The 19667-nt window shown below is 65.4% G+C and carries 24 protein-coding genes, 2 tRNA genes and 1 rRNA gene; 9 read left to right on the top strand and 18 right to left on the bottom strand.

Translation table 11 applies throughout. The features are described from left to right. Positions 1–31: 31 nt before the first annotated feature. The 3 genes from OZN62_RS12015 to OZN62_RS12005 form a co-directional block, all read right to left on the bottom strand. Positions 32–493, bottom strand: coding sequence for a Dps family protein (locus OZN62_RS12015; protein ID WP_269100041.1), 462 nt, complete (start codon positions 491–493; stop codon positions 32–34). 114 nt (positions 494–607) lie between these two features. Continuing rightward, positions 608–1153 (bottom strand): hypothetical protein, encoded by a 546-nt coding sequence (locus OZN62_RS12010; RefSeq protein ID WP_269100039.1) that lies wholly within the window; start codon positions 1151–1153, stop codon positions 608–610. Between the two features lie 18 nt (positions 1154–1171). Then, positions 1172–1245 (bottom strand) — tRNA-Gly (locus OZN62_RS12005). A 245-nt stretch (positions 1246–1490) separates the two neighbouring features. Between OZN62_RS12005 and OZN62_RS12000 the strand changes: the two genes are divergently transcribed. From OZN62_RS12000 to dhaK, 4 genes are read left to right on the top strand one after another with little or no spacing between them, the layout of a single operon-like run. After that, the gene (locus OZN62_RS12000) at positions 1491–2378 is read left to right on the top strand and encodes a class II fructose-bisphosphate aldolase (RefSeq protein WP_269100036.1); all 888 of its coding nucleotides are present in this window, start codon (positions 1491–1493) and stop codon (positions 2376–2378) included. After that, on the top strand, positions 2378–3094 hold the full coding sequence (locus OZN62_RS11995) for an HAD-IA family hydrolase (RefSeq protein WP_269100035.1): 717 nt from the start codon (positions 2378–2380) through the stop codon (positions 3092–3094). The genes OZN62_RS12000 and OZN62_RS11995 overlap by 1 nt, the downstream gene beginning before the upstream one ends. 23 nt (positions 3095–3117) lie before the next feature. After that, positions 3118–3780 carry a dihydroxyacetone kinase subunit DhaL gene (dhaL, locus tag OZN62_RS11990; RefSeq protein ID WP_269100034.1) on the top strand — a complete coding sequence of 221 codons (663 nt, stop codon included), beginning with the start codon at positions 3118–3120 and terminating at the stop codon, positions 3778–3780. A gap of 23 nt (positions 3781–3803) precedes the next feature. Beyond that, positions 3804–4796: a dihydroxyacetone kinase subunit DhaK gene (dhaK, locus tag OZN62_RS11985; protein ID WP_269100033.1), complete on the top strand. Its 993-nt coding sequence runs from the start codon at positions 3804–3806 to the stop codon at positions 4794–4796. Between the two features lie 87 nt (positions 4797–4883). On the opposite strand, the gene OZN62_RS11980 is transcribed toward dhaK, so the two are convergent. From OZN62_RS11980 to OZN62_RS11970, 3 genes are read right to left on the bottom strand one after another with little or no spacing between them, the layout of a single operon-like run. Continuing rightward, a complete protein-coding gene (locus OZN62_RS11980) occupies positions 4884–5270 on the bottom strand; it encodes a DUF302 domain-containing protein (RefSeq protein WP_269100032.1) in 387 nt (128 codons plus the stop codon). Between the two features lie 7 nt (positions 5271–5277). Next, a complete protein-coding gene (locus tag OZN62_RS11975) occupies positions 5278–6237 on the bottom strand; it encodes a TauD/TfdA dioxygenase family protein (RefSeq protein ID WP_269100031.1) in 960 nt (319 codons plus the stop codon). Positions 6238–6250: 13 nt separating this feature from the next. After that, positions 6251–6703, bottom strand: coding sequence for a MaoC family dehydratase (locus OZN62_RS11970; protein WP_269100029.1), 453 nt, complete (start codon positions 6701–6703; stop codon positions 6251–6253). 62 nt (positions 6704–6765) lie between these two features. On the opposite strand from OZN62_RS11970, the gene OZN62_RS11965 reads away from it, so the two are divergent. The 5 genes from OZN62_RS11965 (at position 6766) to OZN62_RS11945 (ending at position 10121) form a co-directional block, all read left to right on the top strand. Then, positions 6766–7074, top strand: a complete 309-nt coding sequence (locus tag OZN62_RS11965) for an I78 family peptidase inhibitor (RefSeq protein ID WP_269100028.1) — start codon at positions 6766–6768, stop codon at positions 7072–7074. Next, on the top strand, positions 7067–7471 hold the full coding sequence (locus OZN62_RS11960; protein ID WP_269100026.1) for a Rid family hydrolase: 405 nt from the start codon (positions 7067–7069) through the stop codon (positions 7469–7471). Before OZN62_RS11965 ends, OZN62_RS11960 begins: the two co-directional genes overlap by 8 nt. Then, positions 7468–7827, top strand: a complete 360-nt coding sequence (locus OZN62_RS11955) for a hypothetical protein (protein ID WP_269100024.1) — start codon at positions 7468–7470, stop codon at positions 7825–7827. Before OZN62_RS11960 ends, OZN62_RS11955 begins: the two co-directional genes overlap by 4 nt. 85 nt (positions 7828–7912) lie before the next feature. Then, complete coding sequence (locus tag OZN62_RS11950) at positions 7913–9061, top strand: acyl-CoA dehydrogenase family protein (RefSeq protein ID WP_269100022.1); 1149 nt, start codon at positions 7913–7915, stop codon at positions 9059–9061. A gap of 4 nt (positions 9062–9065) precedes the next feature. After that, positions 9066–10121, top strand: a complete 1056-nt coding sequence (locus OZN62_RS11945) for an enoyl-CoA hydratase/isomerase family protein (RefSeq protein ID WP_269100019.1) — start codon at positions 9066–9068, stop codon at positions 10119–10121. Here OZN62_RS11945 and OZN62_RS11940 read toward each other — a convergent pair. The 12 genes from OZN62_RS11940 to rrf form a co-directional block, all read right to left on the bottom strand. Next, positions 10118–10912, bottom strand: coding sequence for a fructosamine kinase family protein (locus tag OZN62_RS11940; RefSeq protein WP_269100017.1), 795 nt, complete (start codon positions 10910–10912; stop codon positions 10118–10120). The genes OZN62_RS11945 and OZN62_RS11940 overlap by 4 nt on opposite strands. After that, positions 10909–11376: a low molecular weight protein-tyrosine-phosphatase gene (locus tag OZN62_RS11935; RefSeq protein WP_269100014.1), complete on the bottom strand. Its 468-nt coding sequence runs from the start codon at positions 11374–11376 to the stop codon at positions 10909–10911. The genes OZN62_RS11940 and OZN62_RS11935 overlap by 4 nt, the downstream gene beginning before the upstream one ends. After that, the gene (locus OZN62_RS11930; RefSeq protein WP_269100012.1) at positions 11373–12662 is read right to left on the bottom strand and encodes an alkaline phosphatase PhoX; all 1290 of its coding nucleotides are present in this window, start codon (positions 12660–12662) and stop codon (positions 11373–11375) included. The genes OZN62_RS11935 and OZN62_RS11930 overlap by 4 nt, the downstream gene beginning before the upstream one ends. A gap of 101 nt (positions 12663–12763) precedes the next feature. Continuing rightward, positions 12764–13135, bottom strand: a complete 372-nt coding sequence (locus tag OZN62_RS11925) for a c-type cytochrome (protein WP_269100010.1) — start codon at positions 13133–13135, stop codon at positions 12764–12766. Next, positions 13132–14742: an FAD-binding oxidoreductase gene (locus OZN62_RS11920; RefSeq protein ID WP_269100009.1), complete on the bottom strand. Its 1611-nt coding sequence runs from the start codon at positions 14740–14742 to the stop codon at positions 13132–13134. The genes OZN62_RS11925 and OZN62_RS11920 overlap by 4 nt, the downstream gene beginning before the upstream one ends. Continuing rightward, the gene (locus tag OZN62_RS11915; RefSeq protein ID WP_269100007.1) at positions 14739–15140 is read right to left on the bottom strand and encodes a hypothetical protein; all 402 of its coding nucleotides are present in this window, start codon (positions 15138–15140) and stop codon (positions 14739–14741) included. The genes OZN62_RS11920 and OZN62_RS11915 overlap by 4 nt, the downstream gene beginning before the upstream one ends. Beyond that, positions 15137–15559, bottom strand: coding sequence for a c-type cytochrome (locus OZN62_RS11910; protein WP_269100005.1), 423 nt, complete (start codon positions 15557–15559; stop codon positions 15137–15139). Before OZN62_RS11910 ends, OZN62_RS11915 begins: the two co-directional genes overlap by 4 nt. Continuing rightward, the gene (locus OZN62_RS11905) at positions 15556–17142 is read right to left on the bottom strand and encodes an FAD-binding oxidoreductase (protein ID WP_269100003.1); all 1587 of its coding nucleotides are present in this window, start codon (positions 17140–17142) and stop codon (positions 15556–15558) included. The genes OZN62_RS11910 and OZN62_RS11905 overlap by 4 nt, the downstream gene beginning before the upstream one ends. A gap of 63 nt (positions 17143–17205) precedes the next feature. Continuing rightward, complete coding sequence (locus OZN62_RS11900) at positions 17206–17787, bottom strand: TetR/AcrR family transcriptional regulator (RefSeq protein WP_269100002.1); 582 nt, start codon at positions 17785–17787, stop codon at positions 17206–17208. 114 nt (positions 17788–17901) lie between these two features. Next, on the bottom strand, positions 17902–19137 hold the full coding sequence (locus OZN62_RS11895) for a metal-dependent hydrolase family protein (RefSeq protein ID WP_269100001.1): 1236 nt from the start codon (positions 19135–19137) through the stop codon (positions 17902–17904). 144 nt (positions 19138–19281) lie between these two features. Continuing rightward, positions 19282–19358 (bottom strand) — tRNA-Met (locus OZN62_RS11890). Positions 19359–19460: 102 nt separating this feature from the next. After that, positions 19461–19575: ribosomal RNA gene (gene rrf, locus OZN62_RS11885) — 5S ribosomal RNA — on the bottom strand. Positions 19576–19667 lie beyond the last annotated feature (92 nt).

Genomic DNA, 19667 nt, shown 5'->3' with positions numbered 1-19667 from the left:
GCGCGGCGGTTCCGGAGGGGTCGGGGGAAACTTACTTCAGCGTGGATTCGAGGAACCAGACGCGTTCCTCGGCCATGTCGGTCCAGTCGTCGATCAGGCCGTCGGTGGCGTTGTCGCCGGCCTTCTCGGCATGTTCCTTGAGGGCCTTGAGACGCTCGACCAGCCTGGCGTTGTCGTCGCGCAGCTCGCGCAGCATGTCCTCGGCCGACAGCTCGGCATCGTCCTGGTCGGCGATCGCGGTGTGCTTCGCCACGGACCCGATCGAGGTCAGCGTCTTTGCGCCGTTCTTGCGCACGCGCTCACCGATGATGTCGATCTGGTCGCGGATTTCCACCGCGTGTTCGTCGAACAGCAGGTGCAGGTCGCGAAAGCGCGGCCCGGTCACGTGCCAGTGGAAGTTCTTGGTCTTGAAGAACAGCGCCAAGTGATCTGCGAGCAGGCCGTTGAGCCCGTCGATCAGCGCGGTTTTCGAATTGTCGCCAGAAGTGGCCATGATTTTCCGTCCTTTCAAATCGTCTTCTTACCCGACCAACGGACGGAACAGGTGGTTGGTTTCATGCGATTAGTGCGTCAGTATAATCGCCTAAGTCGATTGTATCTGGATTCTTTAAGCGAGAAAGACGATTGCCAGCGCCGCGAGCAGCAGGCCCGCCGCAACCACGTACCGCAACAGCCGCTGCGGCAGCGCCTGCCAGTCCTCTGCCGCAAGGATTGCCGCGCCCAGCACCACCAGCGCCCCCGTCGCCCCGCCGGCCGCGGCATAGAGCGCCTCGCCGGTGACGATGGCCATCGACAGGATGATGAACCCGCTGGCATCGGTGACCATGCCCAGCAGCAGCACCAGGGTAATCGCACCCATCGAGCGGGTCGGTTCCTTCGGCGCCGGCGAAGGACGGCGCAACAGCACCTCCAGCCCGGCCAGGCCCAGCGCGATGGCCACGACCAGCGGCTTGTACTGCGGCGGGATGACCGGTCCCAGGCTTTGCGCGATCCATGCCGCCAGCGCCGCGCCGGCCAGCGCCGAGGCCAGCACCGTCACCGCTAGCGGCCCACCCCACCCCAGCGCCAACCGCAGCCGCGCCACGCGCACCGCGTCCTTGCCCGCCAGCATGGCGGCGGCAACTGCGATGAAAGTGAGGAAGAAGGCCGGCATGACGGCCTGCCTATATCATGGAGCGGGTGAAGGGAATCGAACCCTCGTCTTAAGCTTGGGAAGCTCCTGCTCTACCATTGAGCTACACCCGCATACCGACCGGACAATCCGTCCGGGGTCGCGCCATTAGCGCCGCGGCGGCCCCAGCGTCAATCGCCATCGACGGGCGGTTTCGCCGGTAGCCGTCGCAATTCCGGACATTTTCAATCTCAGGGGTATCAAAAGGCCGCAAAGACGGGTGGCTGACCGCGTATACTATCGCTATGGAACCGATTCGAACGTTCCGGACCAAATCACCGGAACAAGCGAAAACACCGGCTATCGTAGGGAGCACGAAATGCCACTGGTACACATGAAGCCGCTGCTGCGGCACGCGATGGACAACGGTTATGCCGTCGCGGCGTTCAACCTTGTCGACTACAACACCACCAAGGCGATGGTGAAAGCGGCAGAGGAACTGAACGCCCCCGTCATCTGCCAGACCAGCAGCAAGACCATCGACTATTACAGCCACGAGGAAATCGTCAGCTGGGTGCGCACCTGCGCCGAGAACTCGCCGGTGCCGGTGGTGCTGCACCTCGACCACTGCAAGAACCTCGAGATGATCGAGAAGTGCGCGCAGACCGGCTGGACCTCGATCATGATCGACGCGTCGGAATTCCCGTTCGAGGAAAACCTCGAGATGTCGAAGCGCGTGCGCGAGATCGCCGAGAAGTACAATGTCGGCATGGAAGCCGAGCTGGGCCAGATCATGGGCGTGGAAGACGATATGGTCGTGGCCGAGGAAGACTCCGTCCTCACCGATCCCGCAGACGCCAAGGTCTTCTGCGACGCGCTGGACCTGTCGGCCTTCGCCTGCGCCGTCGGCACCGCGCACGGCTTCTACAAGGGTGAGCCCAAGGTCGACTTCGACCGTATCGAGGCGATCAACAAGGCCACCAATACGCCGATGGCGCTGCACGGCGGCACCGGCCTGTCGGACGAGACCTTCGCCAAGGCCATCGCCCGTGGTTCGGCCAAGGTGAACATCTCCACCAACCTGAAGCACGTCTTCGTCGAGAGCTTCGAAGCCTATCGCAAGGCCAATCCCGACGACTACGAGCCGCTGCGCGTTATCGACGCTCAGTACCAGGCCTGCAAGCAGCTGTTCTCCGGCTTCATCGAGAAGTTCGGCGGCAAGGACCAGGCCCAGCCGTTCCTCGCCACGCTGAAAGAGAACGCCTGATGGTGAAGGCAATCATTTTCGATTGCGACGGCGTGCTGGTGGATACCGAGCGCGATGCGCACCGGGTCGGCTTCAACATGGCCTTTGCCGAATTCGGGATCGACGCCGAATGGTCTGTCGACTTCTATGCCAAGATGCTGCTCGTCGCTGGCGGCAAGGAACGCATGACAGCCTATTTCGAGGAATATGGCTGGCCGGAAGACAAGGTTGCCGAACATGGCGGCAAGGCGGAACTGATTGCCGCCCTGCACAAGTACAAGACCGCGCAGGTCTCCGAAATCGTCAAGGACCTGCCCGTGCGCCCCGGCGTGCTGCGGATCGTGGACGAGGCCATGGCCAACGGCGTGCGGCTGGGCGTGTGCACCACGTCCAACCCCAAGTTCATCGATGCCGTGCTCGACCTGTTCGGGGCCGAGCGCAAGGCTGCCTTCGAATTCGTCCATGCCGGCGACGTCGTCAGCAAGAAGAAGCCCGATCCGGAAATCTACGAACTGGCGACCAAGTCGCTGGGGCTGGACCCGAAGCACTGCGTGGTGGTTGAAGACAGCCGCAACGGCCTGCTCGCCTCCACCGGCGCGGGCTACCCGACGCTGATCACCACCAGCACCTATACGGTGGACGAGGATTTCACCGAGGCCGCGCGCGTCGTGCCCGAGCTGGGCGATGCGCCCAACCCCGAAGTTACACTTGCAGACCTGTCCGCGCTGACCGCATAGCTTGGCGCCAGAGGGAGAGAAGAATGTCGACTATTACGCTTGCCCAGATCGAGAAGGCGATCGATCACACCTGCGACACCGTAATCGCCAACGAAAAGTACTTTTCCGACCTCGACGGCCTCGCCGGCGACGGTGACTTCGGCACCTCGCTCGCCACCGGTTTCAAGGTCATCAAGAAGGAACTGCCCGAAATCGACAAGAGCGCCATCGGCGCCATGTTGCTGAAGATCTCGATGATCTGCTCGAAGCATGTCGGCGGTTCGTCGGGCCCGATCTGGGGCACCGGCTTCATGCGCGCCGGCATGGTGAGCAAGGGGCTGGAAGAAGTGACCTACGACCAGCTGACCGAGATGCTCGGCAGCGCCATCGAAGGCATCGTCGCCCGCGGCGGCGCCAAGCGCGGCGACAAGACGCTGCTCGACGCGCTGTGGCCGATCCATGACAAGATGCAGGAAATGGACGGGTCGGACCTCGGCGCCGTGCTGGCCGCCATCACCGCGGAAGCGGACAAGGCCATCGACGAGACCCGCACGCTGGTGGCCCATCGCGGCCGCGCCAGCCAGGTGGGCGAACGCAGCGCCAACACGCCCGATCCGGGCATCGTCGGCGTGGCCACAATCCTTTACGACTGGTGCAAGGCTTACGGCGTGGATTACACCCCGAACGCACCGGAACTGAATCGCTAAGACTACCCAAGGGAGAGAGACGCATGAAGAAATTCGTCAACAATCCGGAGAACTTCGTACCGGAATTCATGGCCGGTGTGATCGCCGCCAACCCCGACCTGCTGGAAGCCATGCCGGAACACCAGCTGATCAAGCGCAAGAATGTCGACGCCTCCAAGGTCGCCATCGTGCAGGGTTCGGGTTCGGGCCACGAGCCTGCCCACGTCATGGCCGTCGGCCCCGGCATGCTGACCGCCGCCTGCCAGGGCCCGGTCTTCGCCGCCCCGCCGGTCGACGCCTGCTACGAAACCATCAAGTCGGTGGCCACCGATGCCGGTGTGCTGGTGCTGGTGAACAACTACCAGGGTGACCGCATGGCCTGGGACATGGCCTGCGAAATGGCCGAAGCCGAAGGCATCAAGCTGAAGCAGTTCATCATCAACGATGACGTCGCCGTGCAGGACAGCCTCTACACCGTGGGCCGTCGCGGCGTGGCCGGCAACTTCTTCGTCATGAAGGCTTGCGGCGCGCTGGCCGAAACCGGCGCCGATCTCGACGCGGTTTATGCCGTGGCCGAGAAGGTCAACAACAACGTCCGCACCATGGGCCTCGCGCTCACCAGCTGCATCCCGCCGGCCAAGGGTGACCCGATCTTCGAAATCGGCGACGACGAGATGGAAGTCGGCGTGGGTATCCACGGCGAACCGGGTCGCGAGCGCACCAAGATCAAGCCGGCTGACGAGATCACCGAGCTGCTGTTCGAAGCCGTCGCCAACGACCTGCCCTACAACTCGGGCGACCGCGTGGCGCTGATGATCAACGGCCTCGGCGGCACCCCGCCGGCAGAGCTCTACGTGCTCTACAACAAGGCCGCCCAGCTGTGCGCCGATCGCGGCCTGACGATCGCCCGCAACTATGTCGGCGAATATTGCACCGCCATCGAAATGGCCGGCTGCTCGCTGACCCTGCTGAAGCTGGACGACGAACTGGAGAAGCTGCTGGCTGCTCCGGCCGAGACGGCCTGCCGCATCTTCTGATCCATCAGGTCAGACCAAACGCGAAACGCCCGGTCCTCTCGCGAGGGCCGGGCGTTTTCGTTTGCCTGAAGCCGTTGGAAGGCGGGCCTAGCCCAGCCGTGCGATAGCCGCAGCCAGCATGGCGCGGACCTGCTCCGCAGCTTCGTGCAGTTGCGGATTGTCGATTGCCTGCATCGAGGCGACCGGATCGATTGCCGCCACTTCGATACCGCCATCCACCTGCTGCACGATGACGTTGCAGGGCAGCATCAGGCCGACCTTGTCCTCCAGCTGCAGCGCCTTGTGCGCCATGCCCGGATTGCAGGCGCCGAGGATGACGTAGGGACGGAAGTCGGCGTCGATCTTCTTCTTCAGCGTATCGGCGATGTCGATCCGCGTGAGCACGCCGAAACCCTCGGCCTTCAGCGCCTCTTCGGTACGGGCGATGGCATCTTCCATAGCACCGTCGACGCGGGTGGAGATGTAGTAGGCCATCCCCGCCTTACCGGCCCGCGTCGCGCGCGGAGTTGATGTCGACCGACTTCGGGCTCTTGGCGAAGAGCGCAGTGTAGGGATCATCACCGGTGTCCATGGTGTGCGGCTCCGTACCCTCGCGCACCGTGGTGCGGCGCATGTCGCGCTTGTAGGCGGTGTAATCGTAATCGCCGCCGCGGTGCATGGTGCACAGGTTGTCCCAGATCACCATATCGCCCGGCTGCCACGACCACTTGAAGGTGTACTTCGGCTGCGTGGTGTGAGCGATCAGGTCCTCGATCAGCTGGCGGCCCTCGGCCTTGTCCATGCCTTCGATATCCATCGTGTGCGCGGCGATGAACAGACTCTTGCGGCCCGAACCGCGATGGGTGTGGACGATCTTGTGCTTCGCCATCGGGCGTTCGTAGATCTCGTCCTCGCTGACTTCGGCACCGGCCTTCTTGCGGCTCCACCACAGCGAGTTCACGCCGACCTTGTCCTCGATCAGGTCCTTGGTTTCCTGCGGCAGGTCGTCATAGGCGGTGCGCGCATCGGCGAACCAGGTCTCGCCGCCCGCCTCGGCAGGCGGAGTGACGTGGGCGAGCAGGATCGAATAGCTGGTGCGCTTCTCCAGGAAGGCGCTGTCGGTGTGCCAGAGCCGGTCGCCCTTGCGATATTCCACCGCCGCCGGATCGGTGGTGATCTCGCCCTCGAGGTTCAGGTTCGAGGCATCGAACAGCTCGCGATAGGGCAGGCGCATCTTCTGGCCCTCGGCGCGCTTGGGCACGCGTTCGAGGTAACCGAAGTTGCGGCTGAACTCGACATGCTGCTCGTCGGTCAGGCCGGTGTTGCGCCAGACGGTGACGCCATACTTGTCCATCGCATCGGTAATCTGTTTGACTTCGTCTGCCGAGAGCGGCTGCGTCAGGTCGATTCCCGAACACACCGCGCCGAAGTTCGGCAGGATCGGTTCGACTTTCAGGCCCATGATTTCACTCCGTTTATTCCGGTCTTTTGCGTTGCAGGCTGGTGCGCTTGCAGCTGGCTACCAGCACGTCGTCCTGATTATAGGCACGATGAATGAAATTGACTATGCCCTGATTTGGACGCGACTTGCTTTGACGTTTGTCAATCACCTCGGTCTCGATCCGCAGGGTATCGCCGATGAACACCGGCGCGGGGAAACGCACCTCGTCCCAGCCGAGGTTCGCGACTGCCGTGCCCTGCGTGGTGTCGTTGACGCTGATCCCCACCATCAGCCCCAGCGTGAAGCAGGAATTGACCAGGATGCGGCCATATTCGCTGTCCTTCATGAACTCGGCATCGAGATGCAGCGGTGCGGGATTGTGCGTCAGCGCGCTCATCATCAGGTTGTCGGTCTCGGTCACCGTGCGGCGCAACGGGTGATCGAACACCTGCCCCACCTCGAATTCTTCGAACCACAATCCGGGCATGCCATTTCTCCTCTTGCGACAGGCTCCTAGCGCCTGTGTGGGCGAGGCGCTAGGATGATGCCATGAGAAAGGCCCTCATCCCCTTCGCGCCCCTGGCCATCGCCGCCTGCGCCGCGACTGCCCCGCCGCTGGATGAAGACGGCAATCCGCCGGTGCGCGAACCGGCCGGTGAATGCGATGCGGAGGCTGCGCAGCACCTGGTCGGCGCAACCGCCAGTCCGGACCTGGGGGCCGAACTGCTGGAGCTCACCGGCGCGCGCACGCTGCGCTGGGTGCCGCCGCGTACCGCCGTGACGATGGATTTCCGGCCCGACCGGCTGACCGTTTCCTATGACGACGACATGACAATCGAAAGGATCACTTGTGGCTGAACCCAACGACGGACGGCAACGCATCCCGCCGCTCGGCCCCTTCGAGGAAGCGGCCGGTTTCACCCGCGCCATCCGCGTGGGCGACCGGATCATCGTATCGGGCAATGTCGGCGTGGAGGAGGACGGCACAGTCAGCCCCGACGCCGGACGGCAGGCGGATCGCTGCTTCGAACAGATTCTCGATTACATCTCGCAACTTGGCGGTCATTCGGGCGATGTCGTGCGCGTAAGGATGTTTGTAACCGATATCGCCTATGCCGATGCGGTGACTGCTGCCTTCACCCGGGCGGTGGGCCATGCCCGCCCGACCGGTACGCTGGTGGCAATCTCGGCGCTCTATAGTCCGGAGTGGAAATGCGAGATCGAAGCCGAAGCCGTGATTGGAAGCCTGCAATGATGGCTCGCGTCGCCGTGCTGGCAGGGGCGGCCGCGCTGCTGTCTGCCTGCGGTGACGATTTGGAGAGCCGCAACGCTGCCGTGCAGACCGAACGTCCGCAGGAAGGCATGCGCGTGGTGCAGTCCAACACCAAGTCGCGCAGCACTGCCCAGTCCAGCGCGCCCGCTGCACCGGCAAGCTTCGCCGATGCGGAAGCAGACGACGGTGAAGAAGTCCTGGAAGTCGAGGCCGGGCCGGAGTCCTTCATCGACGACGCACAAGGTTTTTCGACCGATCCGATCGACAATACCGCCGGGTTCGATCCCACCCCTGCCGATCCGCAGGGTTTCGCCGCGGAACCCGGCTTCGACGACTGAGCGCACCCCCGATCAGGGTGGTTGCACAAGAAACCGGTTGCCCCGATGCGCCCCTTTTGACAGGAGGTGCGCGCAGGAGACACGCATGACCGGACAGTTCCAGCTTACCGAAGACCAGCTCGCCATCCAGGAGATGGCGCAGCGCTTCACCGCCGACAACATCACCCCCCACGCCGCCAAGTGGGACGAGGAGCACATCTTTCCGAAAGAGGTGATCCAGCAGACCGGCGAACTGGGCTTCGGCGCGATCTACGTCTCCGAGGAAAGCGGCGGCATCGCGCTCGGGCGCCTCGAAGCCGCGCTGATCATGGAAGCCATGGCCTATGGTTGCCCCGCCACCAGCGCCTTCATCTCGATCCACAACATGGCTGCCTGGATGATCGACACCTTCGGCGGGCAGGAGCTGAAGGATCGCTTCCTGCCCGACCTCATCACCATGGAAAAGCTCGCCAGCTATGCCCTGACCGAACCGGCCAGCGGGTCCGACGCGGCGGGCCTGAAGACCACCGCGCGCCTCGACGGCGACCATTACGTGCTCAACGGCACCAAGCAGTTCATCTCGGGCAGCGGCGTGAACGACGTCTACGTGGTGATGGTGCGCACGGGCGAGCACAAGACCAAGGGCATTTCCTGCGTCGTGGTGGAGAAGGACACGCCCGGCGTCAGCTTCGGCGCGCCGGAGAAGAAGCTGGGCTGGAACGCCAGCCCCACGGCGCAGTTGATCTTCGAGGATGCCCGCGTGCCGGTTGCCAACCGTGTCGGCGCAGAGGGCGAAGGTTTCCGCTTCGCCATGGCCGGCCTCGACGGCGGCCGCATCAACATCGGCGCCTGCTCGCTGGGCGGGGCGCAGCGCTGCCTCGACGAAGCTGTCGCCTACACCAAGGATCGCCAGCAGTTCGGCACGCCCATCGCCGATTTCCAGAACACCCAGTTCATGCTGGCCGACATGGCGACCGAACTGGAAGCGGCGCGCGCGCTGCTTTACCTCGCCGCCGCCAAGGTAACCGACAACGCGCCCGACAAGACGCGCTTCTCCGCCATGGCCAAGCGATTGGCGACCGACAGCGGCTCCAACGTCGTCAACAACGCGCTGCAGCTGTTCGGCGGCTACGGTTACCTGAAGGACTATCCCATCGAACGCTTCTGGCGCGACCTGCGCGTGCATTCGATTCTGGAAGGCACCAACCAGGTGATGCGCATGATCGTGGGCCGCGACATGCTGCGGCAGGGCTGACGAGATGAGCGAGAACGTAAGCTGCACGATCGACGGCCGCATCGGCCGCATCACCCTCACCCGGCCCAAGGCGCTGCATGCGCTGACGCTGGACATGTGCGAGGCCATGTCGGAGGCGCTGCTGGCATGGCGGGACGACGAGGCGGTCTCTGCCGTGATGATCGAGCACCAGCCGGACACGCGCGGGTTCTGCGCCGGCGGCGACGTGGCGCTGCTGCGCAATTCGGCGATCGAGGATGGCGGCCAGCGCGGGCGCGAGTTCTTCCACGCGGAATATCGCCTCAACCACCTGCTGTTCACTTACCCCAAGCCCAATGTCGCCTTCATGGATGGTGTGACGATGGGTGGCGGCGTCGGCATCTCGCAGCCCTGCAAGTTTCGCGTGGCGACCGAGAACACCAAGTTCGCCATGCCCGAAGGTGCAATCGGCCTGTTCCCGGACGTGGGCGCAGGCTGGTACCTGCCGCGCCTGCCGGGGCAGATCGGCAAGTTCCTCGCGCTGACAGGAGCGCGGCTGGACGGGGCGGAATGCCTGTGGGCGGGCCTCGCCACCCATTTGCTGTCAGCAGAAGCCGTGGCCGATGCCAAGGCCCGTCTGGTTGACGGAGAATCCATCTTCACGGTGCTCGACAAGCATGCCGGTCATGCACCCGAAGCACGCATCGCCGGCAATGCCGAGAAAATCGACCGGCTGTTCGCCCCCGATACGCTGGAAGGCATTATCGCCGCGCTCGAGGGCGACGACAGCGAATGGGCGGCGAAGGAGCTGAAGGCCGTCACCACCAAGTGCCCCGCCACGGCCAAGGTCGCGCTACGACAGTTTGCCGAGAACGCCAGGTGCGAGACCTTCGCCGACAACATGGCCATGGAATACCGGATCGCCGCCCGCATGATCATGCGCCCCGACTTTGCCGAGGGCGTGCGCGCGGTGCTGGTGGACAAGGACAATGCGCCCAACTGGAATCCGGCAACGCCCGAAGGGGTGACCGAAGACATGGTCGATGCCGTGTTCGCGCCCATGCCCGCAGGCGAGGAATGGACGCCCTTCCCGGCGGCCTAGAATCCCAGCTTCCCCAGCTCCGCCTTCACCCGCTGGCGGTAGGCGTGGCCGAACAGGCGCAGGTGCACCAGCAACGGCCATAGCCGGTAGACGGGCAGGCGTTCACGCCAGCCGGGCTCCAGCTCCAGCGCATCGAAGAAGCTGTCCGGCGGGAAGTCGAACAGGGTCAGCATGGCCACGTCCACCTCGCGGTGGCCGATGTAGCATGCGGGGTCGATCAGCGCCACCAGCTTGCCCCGGTTGAACAACACGTTCCCGCCCCACAGGTCGCCGTGCAGCAAGGCGGGCGGCGGCGTTGCGGGCAGGATGCTCGGCAGGCGTTTCGCCAGCGCCTCCAGCCGCCGCGTCAGGCTGCCGTCGACCTTTTCGCCATGGCACAGCAGGCGGTTCTGCGCCCAGAAGCGCGACCAGTTTTCGGCCTGCGTGTTGAAGATCGGCACCGGGCCGAAGGCATAGTCCGCATCCCAGCCGAAGGGCGCCTCCTGCCCTGCATGCAGCAGGTTCAGCGCATCGGCGAGGCTGTCCCAGCCGGCTTCGCCGTCTGCCTCCACATGCTCCATCAGCAGCAGTTCGCCCTCCGCATGGAGCACCTTGGGCGCCGGCGCACCGGCTGCGGCGATCGCGCGCAACATCTCGGCCTCTCGCGCCACCAGTGGGCCGTGCTTGGCGACCAGCCGCCCGCCGTCTGCCAGTTCGACCAGCAAGGCACCGCCGAGGTCGCCGCCTGCCAGCTTGTTCGCGCCGGAGACCTCGCTGCCCGTGACCGCGGCGATCGTCTCGCGCAGGGTCATGCGCGGAAGCGGGCCACCAGCGCCGCTGCCGCCGCCGTCACGTCGCGCCAGGTTTCAAGGAAGCCTTCGTCGCCGCCGTAGTAGGGGTCGGCCACGGCCTGCCCGGTCCGGCCCGGCACGGCATCGAGCAGCAGGCCCAGTTCCGCCGAAGCATCGAAGGGCGAGAGCATGCGCAGGTTGCGCAGGTTTTCGCTGTCGAGCGCGTAGATGTGGGTGAAGCGGGTGAAGTCCGCCTCCTCCACCTGCCGGGCGCGCAGGCCCGAAATGTCCACGCCGTGCCGCAGCGCCACGGCCTGCGCCCGCTCGTCCGGCGGGTTGCCGACGTGCCAGTGGCCGGTGCCCGCACTGTCCACGTGCAAATCCAGCCCGACTTCCCCCGCCGCAGCGCGCAGGGCGCCCTCGGCCAGCGGCGACCGGCAGATATTGCCGAGGCAGACGAACAGGATCGCCGGGGATTGCGTCATGCCTGCGGCCAGGGTCCGGTAATCGCCAGCGTCATGGTGGGGCTGTAGACGTTGAGGAACATGGTCCGCCCATCAGGCGAGAAGCAGGCGCCCGCCGGCTCCGTTTGCAGACGCAGCCGGGCGAAGGGATAGGCCTCGCCCTGCGGCGTGATTCCGCGCAGGTAGTTGTCGACCAGCGCGCCATACTGGTCCTCGCACACGATCAGGTCGCCGAAGGGCGCGATGCAGAGATTGTCGCCGTAACTGAATTCCGCCTCGGAGGGGCTTTCGTAGAACAGCTCCAGTTCGTCGGTACCGTGGATGTCGGGACGCAGCCGGAAGATCTGGCCTTCCTTCGCCACGCCGCCGCTGGTGGCGGTGAAGTACATTTCGCCATCCCCCATCCAGATGCCCTCGCCGCGCGAGAAGGTGGCCGCGCCCATGGCCTGGCCGCGCGTGCGCAGGTCGTCTTCGGGCGCCTCGACATTGTCGAGCGTAATCCAGTGGCCTCGCACCGGCAAGCCGACCGGCATGGTCACCCCGTTCTGGTTGCTGGTATCGGTCACCCCTTCCAGCACCAGCGCCTGCAGCGTGCCGCCGCGCGCCAGTTCGCCCGGATGGCTGGGGATGAAACGGTAGAGCAGCGAATCCCGGCGATCCTCGGTCAGATAGACGATGCCGGTTGCCGGATCGACGCCTGCCGCCTCGTGGTTGAAGCGTCCCATGGCGGTGAGCGGCACGGGATCGACCATGCCACCGGCAGCGGCGGGCACTTCGAAGACCCAGCCGTGATCGCGATTGATGGTGCCGTCCGCCCGGGAGGTATCCTCCTCGCAGGTAAGCCAGCTGTTCCACGGTGTTATGCCGCCGGCGCAGTTGCGGATCGTCCCGGCCAGGCTGCGATACTGCTGCTGCACTTCCAGCGTTTCGGCATCGAGCACGATGGTGGTGGTGCCGCCCGGCAGCGGGCGCAGCGAACGGGCAACTGTGTCGAACGCCGGACCGGTCGCGCCGCCGCTGTCCTGATCGGGCTTCAGCTCATGGTTCCGCACCAGCGCCAGCTGGCCATTGCCGATATCGAAGCAGCCCATGCCGTCCGCCCGGTCAGGGACGGTGCCACCATCGTCCATGGCATCGCCCAGCCGCGACAGCACCCGGTAGGAAAAGCCTTCGGGCAGGTCGAGCACCCCTTGCGGGTCGACTAGCAGCCCACCGAACCGCTCGGCCGCGCGAGCAGAAGAAACGGCTGTGCGCGGGGCACAGGCACTGAGATAGAGCCCGGCAAAAGCGCTGCCCGTGGCAGCCATGAACTGCCGGCGATCACTGCGAAACATTGGTTGCGAACCCTCTGACTAGCGTATCGTGGTCGTCATTGTAGTGCCAAATGTGCCGGCAATATTACAACCCGCTATTCCCGTGCGGCTGCCGAGCTGGCATCCAGATAGGCGGCGATGGCGGCAATGTCATCGTCGGACAGTTCCGAAGCGCGGAAGGGCGACATGGCCCCCACCCCGCGCCGGACGAACAGCGACAGGACGGGCGCGGGCAAGTCGCTGCGCAGTTCCAGTGCGCCGGGGCGACTGCCTTCGTATTTCTCCGTCAGCGCGGCGGTGCCGGGCAGCATTGCGGAACCGTCGTCACCCGGACCCTGTCCGTGACAAGGCGCGCACTGGCGCTCGAACACCTGCCGCCCGTGGGCCACCTGCGGGTCCTCGTCCTGCGCGGCGACTGAAAGCGACAGAGCGGCACCGAGGGCGACAGAAGCGAGCAGGACCCTCATGCGCGAAACCTTGTCGGCCACACGCCGCCACGTCCCGGCGCGATAATGCCATCGGGATCGACCGCGTCCTTCATCGCCTCGAGGAATTTGCGCAAGGACCCGCCGTTGAAGCTGTAGGTCGCCGCCACGTCGTCCTGGTAGATCGGCGCGGCGCGATAGTCGCCCCAGCCGTGCTCGGCGGCGACGGCGACCATGTGCTTCATCGCGCGGTGGACCATGGCGTTATGCTCCGGATCGTCGCGCTTGATGCTCGGCGCGAAGACCATCTGGAAGGTATGGCTGTGCCAGAACAGCGGCGCGGTAATGGCGCTGAAATAGGGCGGCAGGGGATATTCGCGGCTGGCATCTCCCAGCACGCGCTGCATTTCGAACACCGCTTCGCCATCGCGCGGCAGCACTGGGAAGAAGCCGACATGACCGTCGTCACGCACGATTTCCCAGATACCCAGCGAAGGCACGCCCAGCGCGCCCCGGCGGCGAATGGCCGAAGGATAGGGCTGCGTCACGTTGTCGAGTTGCTCTTCCGTGGCGGGCAACGGGAAGTGGTCGCCTTCCAGCGCCTCGGCACCAGGAATGTCGGACAGGATGCGGTCCTTCGCATAGTCCCACTGCGCCGCCGTCGCTGCTTCGGGGCCGAGGAATTGCAGGTCGATCGCCCAGCTATGCAGCCCTGCAGCGCTGGCAGCGGCATCCATCTCCACGTCGGCAGGGCCGCCCAGCCTGGTCGCCAGAGCGTAGAAATCGGGATTGCCCATTAGTGCCGATAGCGGGCTGGCGAAGCGCACTTCGCTCACCATGCCGCTGTCCGACAGGTAGTTCACATGCTGCACCAGCTTGATGAGGTCGCGGCGGCGCGGCACGCGCACCAGGCCGGTGCGGTAGTATTCGGGCTGCGGCATCAGGCGGAAACCCATCTTGGTGACCACGCCGAAATTCCCCTGCGCGAACAGGCCGGAAGGGTCGGGGCCGAAGCCGTAAGGGTATTCCTGCCAGCTGTCCGCCCCCGGCAAGGCGCCCATGCCGGTGCGCATCAGCTCGCCATCGGGCAGGACGACTTCCATCCCGCAATGGGCGCCGAAATGGTCGCGGAACTGCGGCATGGTGTAGCCCACGCCGCGATCGAGCGCATTGCCGACGGGCGATCCCCAACCGGGATCGGGGCAGTCGATCATCGCCTTCAGCCCGCGCTCGGAGATGTGGCGGTAGAGATCGAAATAGGAGACGCCCGGTTCGACAAGGCAGTAATTGCGTGCCTCGTTCACCTCGATCACGCGGTCCAGCCGCTTGAGGTCCAGCACGGTGCTGCCCTGCACGTTGGGCGAGGGCCCGCCGTAGCCGAAGTTCTTGCCGGTGGAGATCGGGTGCAGCGGCACGCGGTGGCGATTGGCGATCCGCACCACTTCCTGCACCTGCGCCACGTCGGCGGGAGCGACCGCGCTGCTCGCCTGGATCTCCTCCGGAGTGTTCCACACCGGCGAAAAGGAGTCGCGATAGGGGAACATGTCGCTTTCGGACGACCACACCCAGTCCTCCCCCACCGCACCGCGCAGGTCGGCCAGGAAGGCGGCGAATCCCGCTTCGTCGAGGTCGGGCGGGAGAATGCTCACGCGGTAACGCTCGGGTGATGCGGGGCGATGATCCAGCGGTAGGCCTGCACGCCGTTGACGCGCGGCAGATCAAGCGCGGTGCGCGAAACGACACGGCGGCCGCGATGCTCGGCCAGCATCTCCAGCACGAACAGCGCATCGCTGCCGGTGATCCCGCCCAGCACGTGCCCGCGTTCGCGCCAGCGCGCGGCAAGGTGCCCGGTCCACAGCGGGGTGACGTCGCCGGCGAAGCGCCAGACGGGCACCGGGGCATTGGCCAGATCCTGCGACCCCGGAAAACGCGTGTCGAGCACCAGTGCATCCAGCCCCTGCGGCACGGCGGCAAAGGCGCCGTGCCAGCCGGTGCCGAGCGCGGGCAGGACTGCCCCCCATTTCAGGATGTCGCGGCGAGTGGTCATGGGTCGGTCTCCAGCGTGGCCATTTCGTCTGCCAGCAGCGGCGTATGCGCGCCGCGATCTTCCAGCGGTGCAGTCAGGTAAGCCGACAGCGCCGCCAGTTCGGCGTCGGAAATCTCGGTGGGGCGGAAGGGCGGCATCCAGGCGACGCCGTTGCGCACGAAATAGGCGACCAGCGGCGCGGACAGATCGGTGCGATCCTCCAGCGCGGCGGGAATGTCGCTATCGGCATATTTGATGGCGAGGCTGGCAGTCCCGGCAAGGCCCGGATGGTCCGCATGGCAGGGCGCGCACCAGTGAGCATAGACCGCCTTGCCTTGCTCCAGTTCCGGCGCGGCGGGGCCCGTGCGCGTGGCCTGCTGGGCGGTGGCGGCACCCACGCACAGAGCCAGCGTGGCGGCGCTTGCGAGTACGAACCTCATGCCTCGCCTCCCTCGCGCAGGTGCTTCGGCCAGACGCCATAGCGTCCGGCGGAGATGATGCCGTTGGGGTCGAGCGCGTCCTTGATCGCCTCGTTCACGCGGCGCAGCTTGTGGTCGCCGAAGCTGTAGGCCCCCATCACGTCGTCCATGAAGGCGGGCGGACAGCGGTATTCGCCCCAGCCGTGCTGCGCGCAGGTATCGATGATCTCGCGCACGGCATCGCGCAGGTGCGCGTTGCGGCCATCCTTGTAGACCGGCACGGCGGCGAACAGCACGAAGCTGCGGGTCCAGCAGGTGACGGCGGGCGCGAACATGAACAGGTCCAGCCCCAGCCGCTCGCATTCGGCGCGCATCACGCGGTTGGCGTCGATGATGCCCTTGCCGCTGCGCGGGATGACGGCCGAGAACCAGATGTGCCCGTCGCTTGGGTTGAAGTCGCCATAGCCACGGCTGCCGACGCTGAAGATTTCCAGCGAGGGGATACCGAAGCGCGGCTTGTGAATGCGCTCCATGTCGTCGGGCGAAAGCGGCAGGTCGACGAAGCTCGTCTCGGCAAAGCGCACGCCGGGAATATGCTCGAAGCGCGACTGCACATAGGCCCACTGCTCGCGGATCACGCGTTCGGGGCCATAGAAATTGGGCGCGAAGCTCCATGCCGCAAGCCCGCTTTCCTCCACCATGCGGTTCATCACCGCGGGTTCGGGCACCATGGCCATGGCGATGGGGTTCTGCTGCGTCAGGACGGGCGAGCTGAATCCCGGCATCCCGTTGAACAGGTTGCCATATTCCAGCTCGTTGGCGATCCGCACCAGCTCGTCGAGATCCTCGAACCGCATCACGCTGACGCTGGCCGAAAGCCATGCCTCGGGCGTGGGAAACATCCAGAAGCCCATCTTGGCGACCACGCCCAGCGAGGACTGGCGGAACAGCCCGTCCAGGCACGGGCCGATGCCCATGCGATACTGCTGCCATGTCTCCGAACCGGGCAGCGCCCCCATGCCGGTGCGCAGCAGCTCGCCATCGGCCATCACCGCCTCGATGCCGCAGACGGCCTCGAAGTGGCCGCGATAGCCCGCAACGGTATAGCCGCCGCCGCTGTCCAGCGCATTGCCCACCAGCGAACCCCAGCCCGGATCGGGCACGCTCATCATCAGCTTGGAGCCGCTCTCGCGCAGGTGGCGGTACATGTCGAAGAAGCTGACGCCCGGCTCGACCAGGCAGGAACAGTTGTCCTCGTTCACCTCCAACACGCGGTCCATGCGCTTCAGGTCCAGCACCACGCTGCCGCTGAGCACCGGGGCCGCGCCGCCATAGCCGAGGTTGCGGCCGGTGGAGATCGGATAGATCGGGATGCGCCGTTCGTTGGCCGCGCGGACCACCGCCTGCACCTCCTCCACGTTGGCGGGCGCGACGGCGGCGTTGGCGACCTTCTCCTCCGGCTCGCCCCACAGGACGGAGTAGAAATCGCGATAGGTGTTGAGGTCGGCGGGCTGGTCGAACACCCATTCATCGCCGACGGCGCTGCGCATGGCGGCAAGGCCATCGGCGAAGTCTGCCGCGGTCATTCCCGGTGGTGTGGTCATCTGCCCGTTCACTCCCCGCCCCGATTCATACGACTGTATAAATCCGTGACGGGCACTTGGCAATCACGACGCGGTTCCACCGGTCAGCGCCGCATGGGCAAAGCCGAGCAGGAATTGCGGATCGTCCAGCGCCCTGCCGTCCGGCAGGTTTGGCGCGCCTTGCAGGCGCGGCGGCGGCCCAAGTACCGCGCCCGAGATGAAGCGCAGCCGAGCGCGCAGGATCTCGGCATCGAGGTGTGGGCACAGCGGCTGCACGGCTTCGCGCAGGCGGCTGCTGAACTGTTCCATCGCTTCGATCACCTGCCGACGCGGCGCGCCCTCGCCATGGGCGGCGATCTCGTCCAGCACCACCAGCGCGCGACCGCCCTCGGTAAAGCAGGCGGGCCGCTGCATCGGCAGCAGCCAGGCGCGCAAGACTTCGTCCAGCGTCATGCCGGGCACGATGCTCGCCCAGTCGGACAGGATCGGATCGAGATTGCGCGTGGCCAGTTCCCCCAGCAGGTTCTCGATGGTCTTGAAATGATAGGTGACCAGCGTCGGGTTCACCCCTGCCACGTCACCCACCTTGCGCACCGACAGGCCGGTCACCCCCCGCTCGACAAGGATCCGCTCTGCTGCGGCCAGCAAGCGGTCACTGGTGGTCATCTCGTTCAGGATCGGCCTCCCTCTCCGCCAGCGGGACATGCCCCAAACAGCAGGTCAGCGGCAAGCGAAAGGCGGGTTGCGAGCCGCCATCAGTCCGCGTCGCCGGTTCGGCGGCTAGCAGGCACGCTTGACGAACTTGCCGCCCAGCATGATCGCGGCAAGCTTCTCGCCATCCGCGGCCAGCAGGGAAATGTCTTCCAGCGGATTGCCATCGACCAACAGCAGATCGGCATGCGCCCCTTCGACGACACGACCAAGGCGACCGTTTTCGTTGAGAATCTCGGCGTTCACGCTGCACGCCGCGCGCAGGATATCGATGGGTCGCAGGACCTTCGCCCGCAAGGTGAACTCTGTGCACTGGCGTACATGGGCAGCCCCCAGCAGGTCTGTGCCGAAGCCCATCTGCACGCCTTCCGCGTGCATGATTTCCAGGCTTTCGACCATGCGGTCGACCACCCGCAGCAGCTTCTCGTACGACACCGGCGGCAGTCCCAGTTTCGGGCCATCCTCCTTGAGCGCGAAGGCTGTCGCCAGTGTCGGCACCACGAACGCACCCTTCTCCGCGACAAAGGCCGCGGTGGGCTGGTCGATCAGCGAACCGTGCTCGATCGTACGCACGCCCAGCTGCGCGCAGCGACGGATGGCTTCGGTCGGATGGCAGTGCGCCGCGACATAGCTGCCCCAGCGGGTCGCCTCGTCGACAATCGCGAGGATTTCCTCGTCGGCAAACTGGCAGCGGTCCAGAGGATCGGTGGGCGAGGCGACACCGCCGGAGCCCATGATCTTGATGTGACTGGCACCCCGTCGCAGCTCCTCACGCGTGGCGGCGCGAACGGCATCCACGCCGTCGACAACGACGGTAATCAGGTTGTCGGCACCGCCGCAGCCACAGCAGTGGAGCAGTCCGTCTTCCTCGGCATGACGAAGGTCGCCATGACCCCCGGTCTGGCTCAGGGCGCGCCCGCCGAAATAGAGGCGCGGGCCGACAAGCATCTTGTCCCGCAGGGCATTCGCAGCCCCGATATCGCCACCGCCGACATCGCGGATGGTGGTGAACCCGCATTTCAGCGCATGGTCCATGAACCGCGCCGCATAGTGCGCGGCATAGGTCGGCGGCATCGTGCGGAACGCCTGCACATTGGGCGTGGTCGCGTAGATGTGCACGTGATTGTCGATGAGACCCGGCATCAGCACGCGTCCGCCACCCTCGATGACCTCGGCACCGTCCACCGACACGCCATGCTCGGCAATGGCGGCGATCGTGCCATCCTCGATGATCACATCGCGGTTATGCGCAAGCTGCTCATCATGGCCGTTGAAGACCGACACCTGCCGAAAAATCGTTTTCATCGCCGCGCTTCCCCCATCCCCACGGTGAGGAAGCAGCTTGCTGTCGATCCGGGCAATCTGTCAACGCCGCAGCGCACGGCGAGCACGCCTGGCGCAGGCAATAAAAAAGCCGCCTTGGCATTGCCGGGCGGCTGTTGGTGACGGTGGTTGCGGGAGTTGGATTTGAACCAACGACCTTCAGGTTATGAGCCTGACGAGCTACCGGACTGCTCCATCCCGCGGCACCGTTTGTCTGGCATCGTAGAGACGCCAAAAGGGCCGCCCTTGCGGGTCAGCCCTCTGACTTGTGAATGGGTTACCTTGCTCTGCCCGCCGGCTGCAATGCCTGGCGGCGACCTACTCTTCCAGTGCTTAAGCACTAGTACCATCGGCGCTGCCTGGTTTCACGGCCGAGTTCGAGATGGGATCGGGTGGGTCACAGGCGCTATGACCACCAAGCAATGAAGCCGGCGTGCGGGCAAGGTTATAAATCGATGCACCAATCAGGTGTTTTGCTGTTGAAGGCGTCGTTATCCGGCTGGAGAATTCCT

Source organism: Aurantiacibacter sp. MUD11 (genome assembly GCF_026967575.1).
Lineage (GTDB): Bacteria > Pseudomonadota > Alphaproteobacteria > Sphingomonadales > Sphingomonadaceae > Alteraurantiacibacter.
The sequence above is the reverse complement of the archived record's forward strand: the minus strand, read 5'-3'. Positions and strand labels throughout refer to the sequence as shown.

Coding starts and splice junctions, on each gene's coding strand:
- OZN62_RS11940 (WP_269100017.1), bottom strand. CDS start 10,912: ATGACCCTGCGCGAGACGATCGCCGCGGTCACGGGCAGCGAGGTCTCC.
- OZN62_RS11980 (WP_269100032.1), bottom strand. CDS start 5,270: ATGGCCTACTACATCTCCACCCGCGTCGACGGTGCTATGGAAGATGCC.
- OZN62_RS11900 (WP_269100002.1), bottom strand. CDS start 17,787: ATGACCACCAGTGACCGCTTGCTGGCCGCAGCAGAGCGGATCCTTGTC.
- OZN62_RS11945 (WP_269100019.1), top strand. CDS start 9,066: ATGAGCGAGAACGTAAGCTGCACGATCGACGGCCGCATCGGCCGCATC.
- OZN62_RS11930 (WP_269100012.1), bottom strand. CDS start 12,662: ATGGCTGCCACGGGCAGCGCTTTTGCCGGGCTCTATCTCAGTGCCTGT.
- OZN62_RS11955 (WP_269100024.1), top strand. CDS start 7,468: ATGATGGCTCGCGTCGCCGTGCTGGCAGGGGCGGCCGCGCTGCTGTCT.
- OZN62_RS11925 (WP_269100010.1), bottom strand. CDS start 13,135: ATGAGGGTCCTGCTCGCTTCTGTCGCCCTCGGTGCCGCTCTGTCGCTT.
- OZN62_RS11970 (WP_269100029.1), bottom strand. CDS start 6,703: ATGCCCGGATTGTGGTTCGAAGAATTCGAGGTGGGGCAGGTGTTCGAT.
- OZN62_RS11950 (WP_269100022.1), top strand. CDS start 7,913: ATGACCGGACAGTTCCAGCTTACCGAAGACCAGCTCGCCATCCAGGAG.
- dhaK (WP_269100033.1), top strand. CDS start 3,804: ATGAAGAAATTCGTCAACAATCCGGAGAACTTCGTACCGGAATTCATG.
- OZN62_RS11975 (WP_269100031.1), bottom strand. CDS start 6,237: ATGGGCCTGAAAGTCGAACCGATCCTGCCGAACTTCGGCGCGGTGTGT.
- OZN62_RS11895 (WP_269100001.1), bottom strand. CDS start 19,137: ATGAAAACGATTTTTCGGCAGGTGTCGGTCTTCAACGGCCATGATGAG.
- OZN62_RS12000 (WP_269100036.1), top strand. CDS start 1,491: ATGCCACTGGTACACATGAAGCCGCTGCTGCGGCACGCGATGGACAAC.
- dhaL (WP_269100034.1), top strand. CDS start 3,118: ATGTCGACTATTACGCTTGCCCAGATCGAGAAGGCGATCGATCACACC.
- OZN62_RS11905 (WP_269100003.1), bottom strand. CDS start 17,142: ATGACCACACCACCGGGAATGACCGCGGCAGACTTCGCCGATGGCCTT.
- OZN62_RS12015 (WP_269100041.1), bottom strand. CDS start 493: ATGGCCACTTCTGGCGACAATTCGAAAACCGCGCTGATCGACGGGCTC.
- OZN62_RS11995 (WP_269100035.1), top strand. CDS start 2,378: ATGGTGAAGGCAATCATTTTCGATTGCGACGGCGTGCTGGTGGATACC.
- OZN62_RS11910 (WP_269100005.1), bottom strand. CDS start 15,559: ATGAGGTTCGTACTCGCAAGCGCCGCCACGCTGGCTCTGTGCGTGGGT.
- OZN62_RS11965 (WP_269100028.1), top strand. CDS start 6,766: ATGAGAAAGGCCCTCATCCCCTTCGCGCCCCTGGCCATCGCCGCCTGC.
- OZN62_RS11935 (WP_269100014.1), bottom strand. CDS start 11,376: ATGACGCAATCCCCGGCGATCCTGTTCGTCTGCCTCGGCAATATCTGC.
- OZN62_RS12010 (WP_269100039.1), bottom strand. CDS start 1,153: ATGCCGGCCTTCTTCCTCACTTTCATCGCAGTTGCCGCCGCCATGCTG.
- OZN62_RS11915 (WP_269100007.1), bottom strand. CDS start 15,140: ATGACCACTCGCCGCGACATCCTGAAATGGGGGGCAGTCCTGCCCGCG.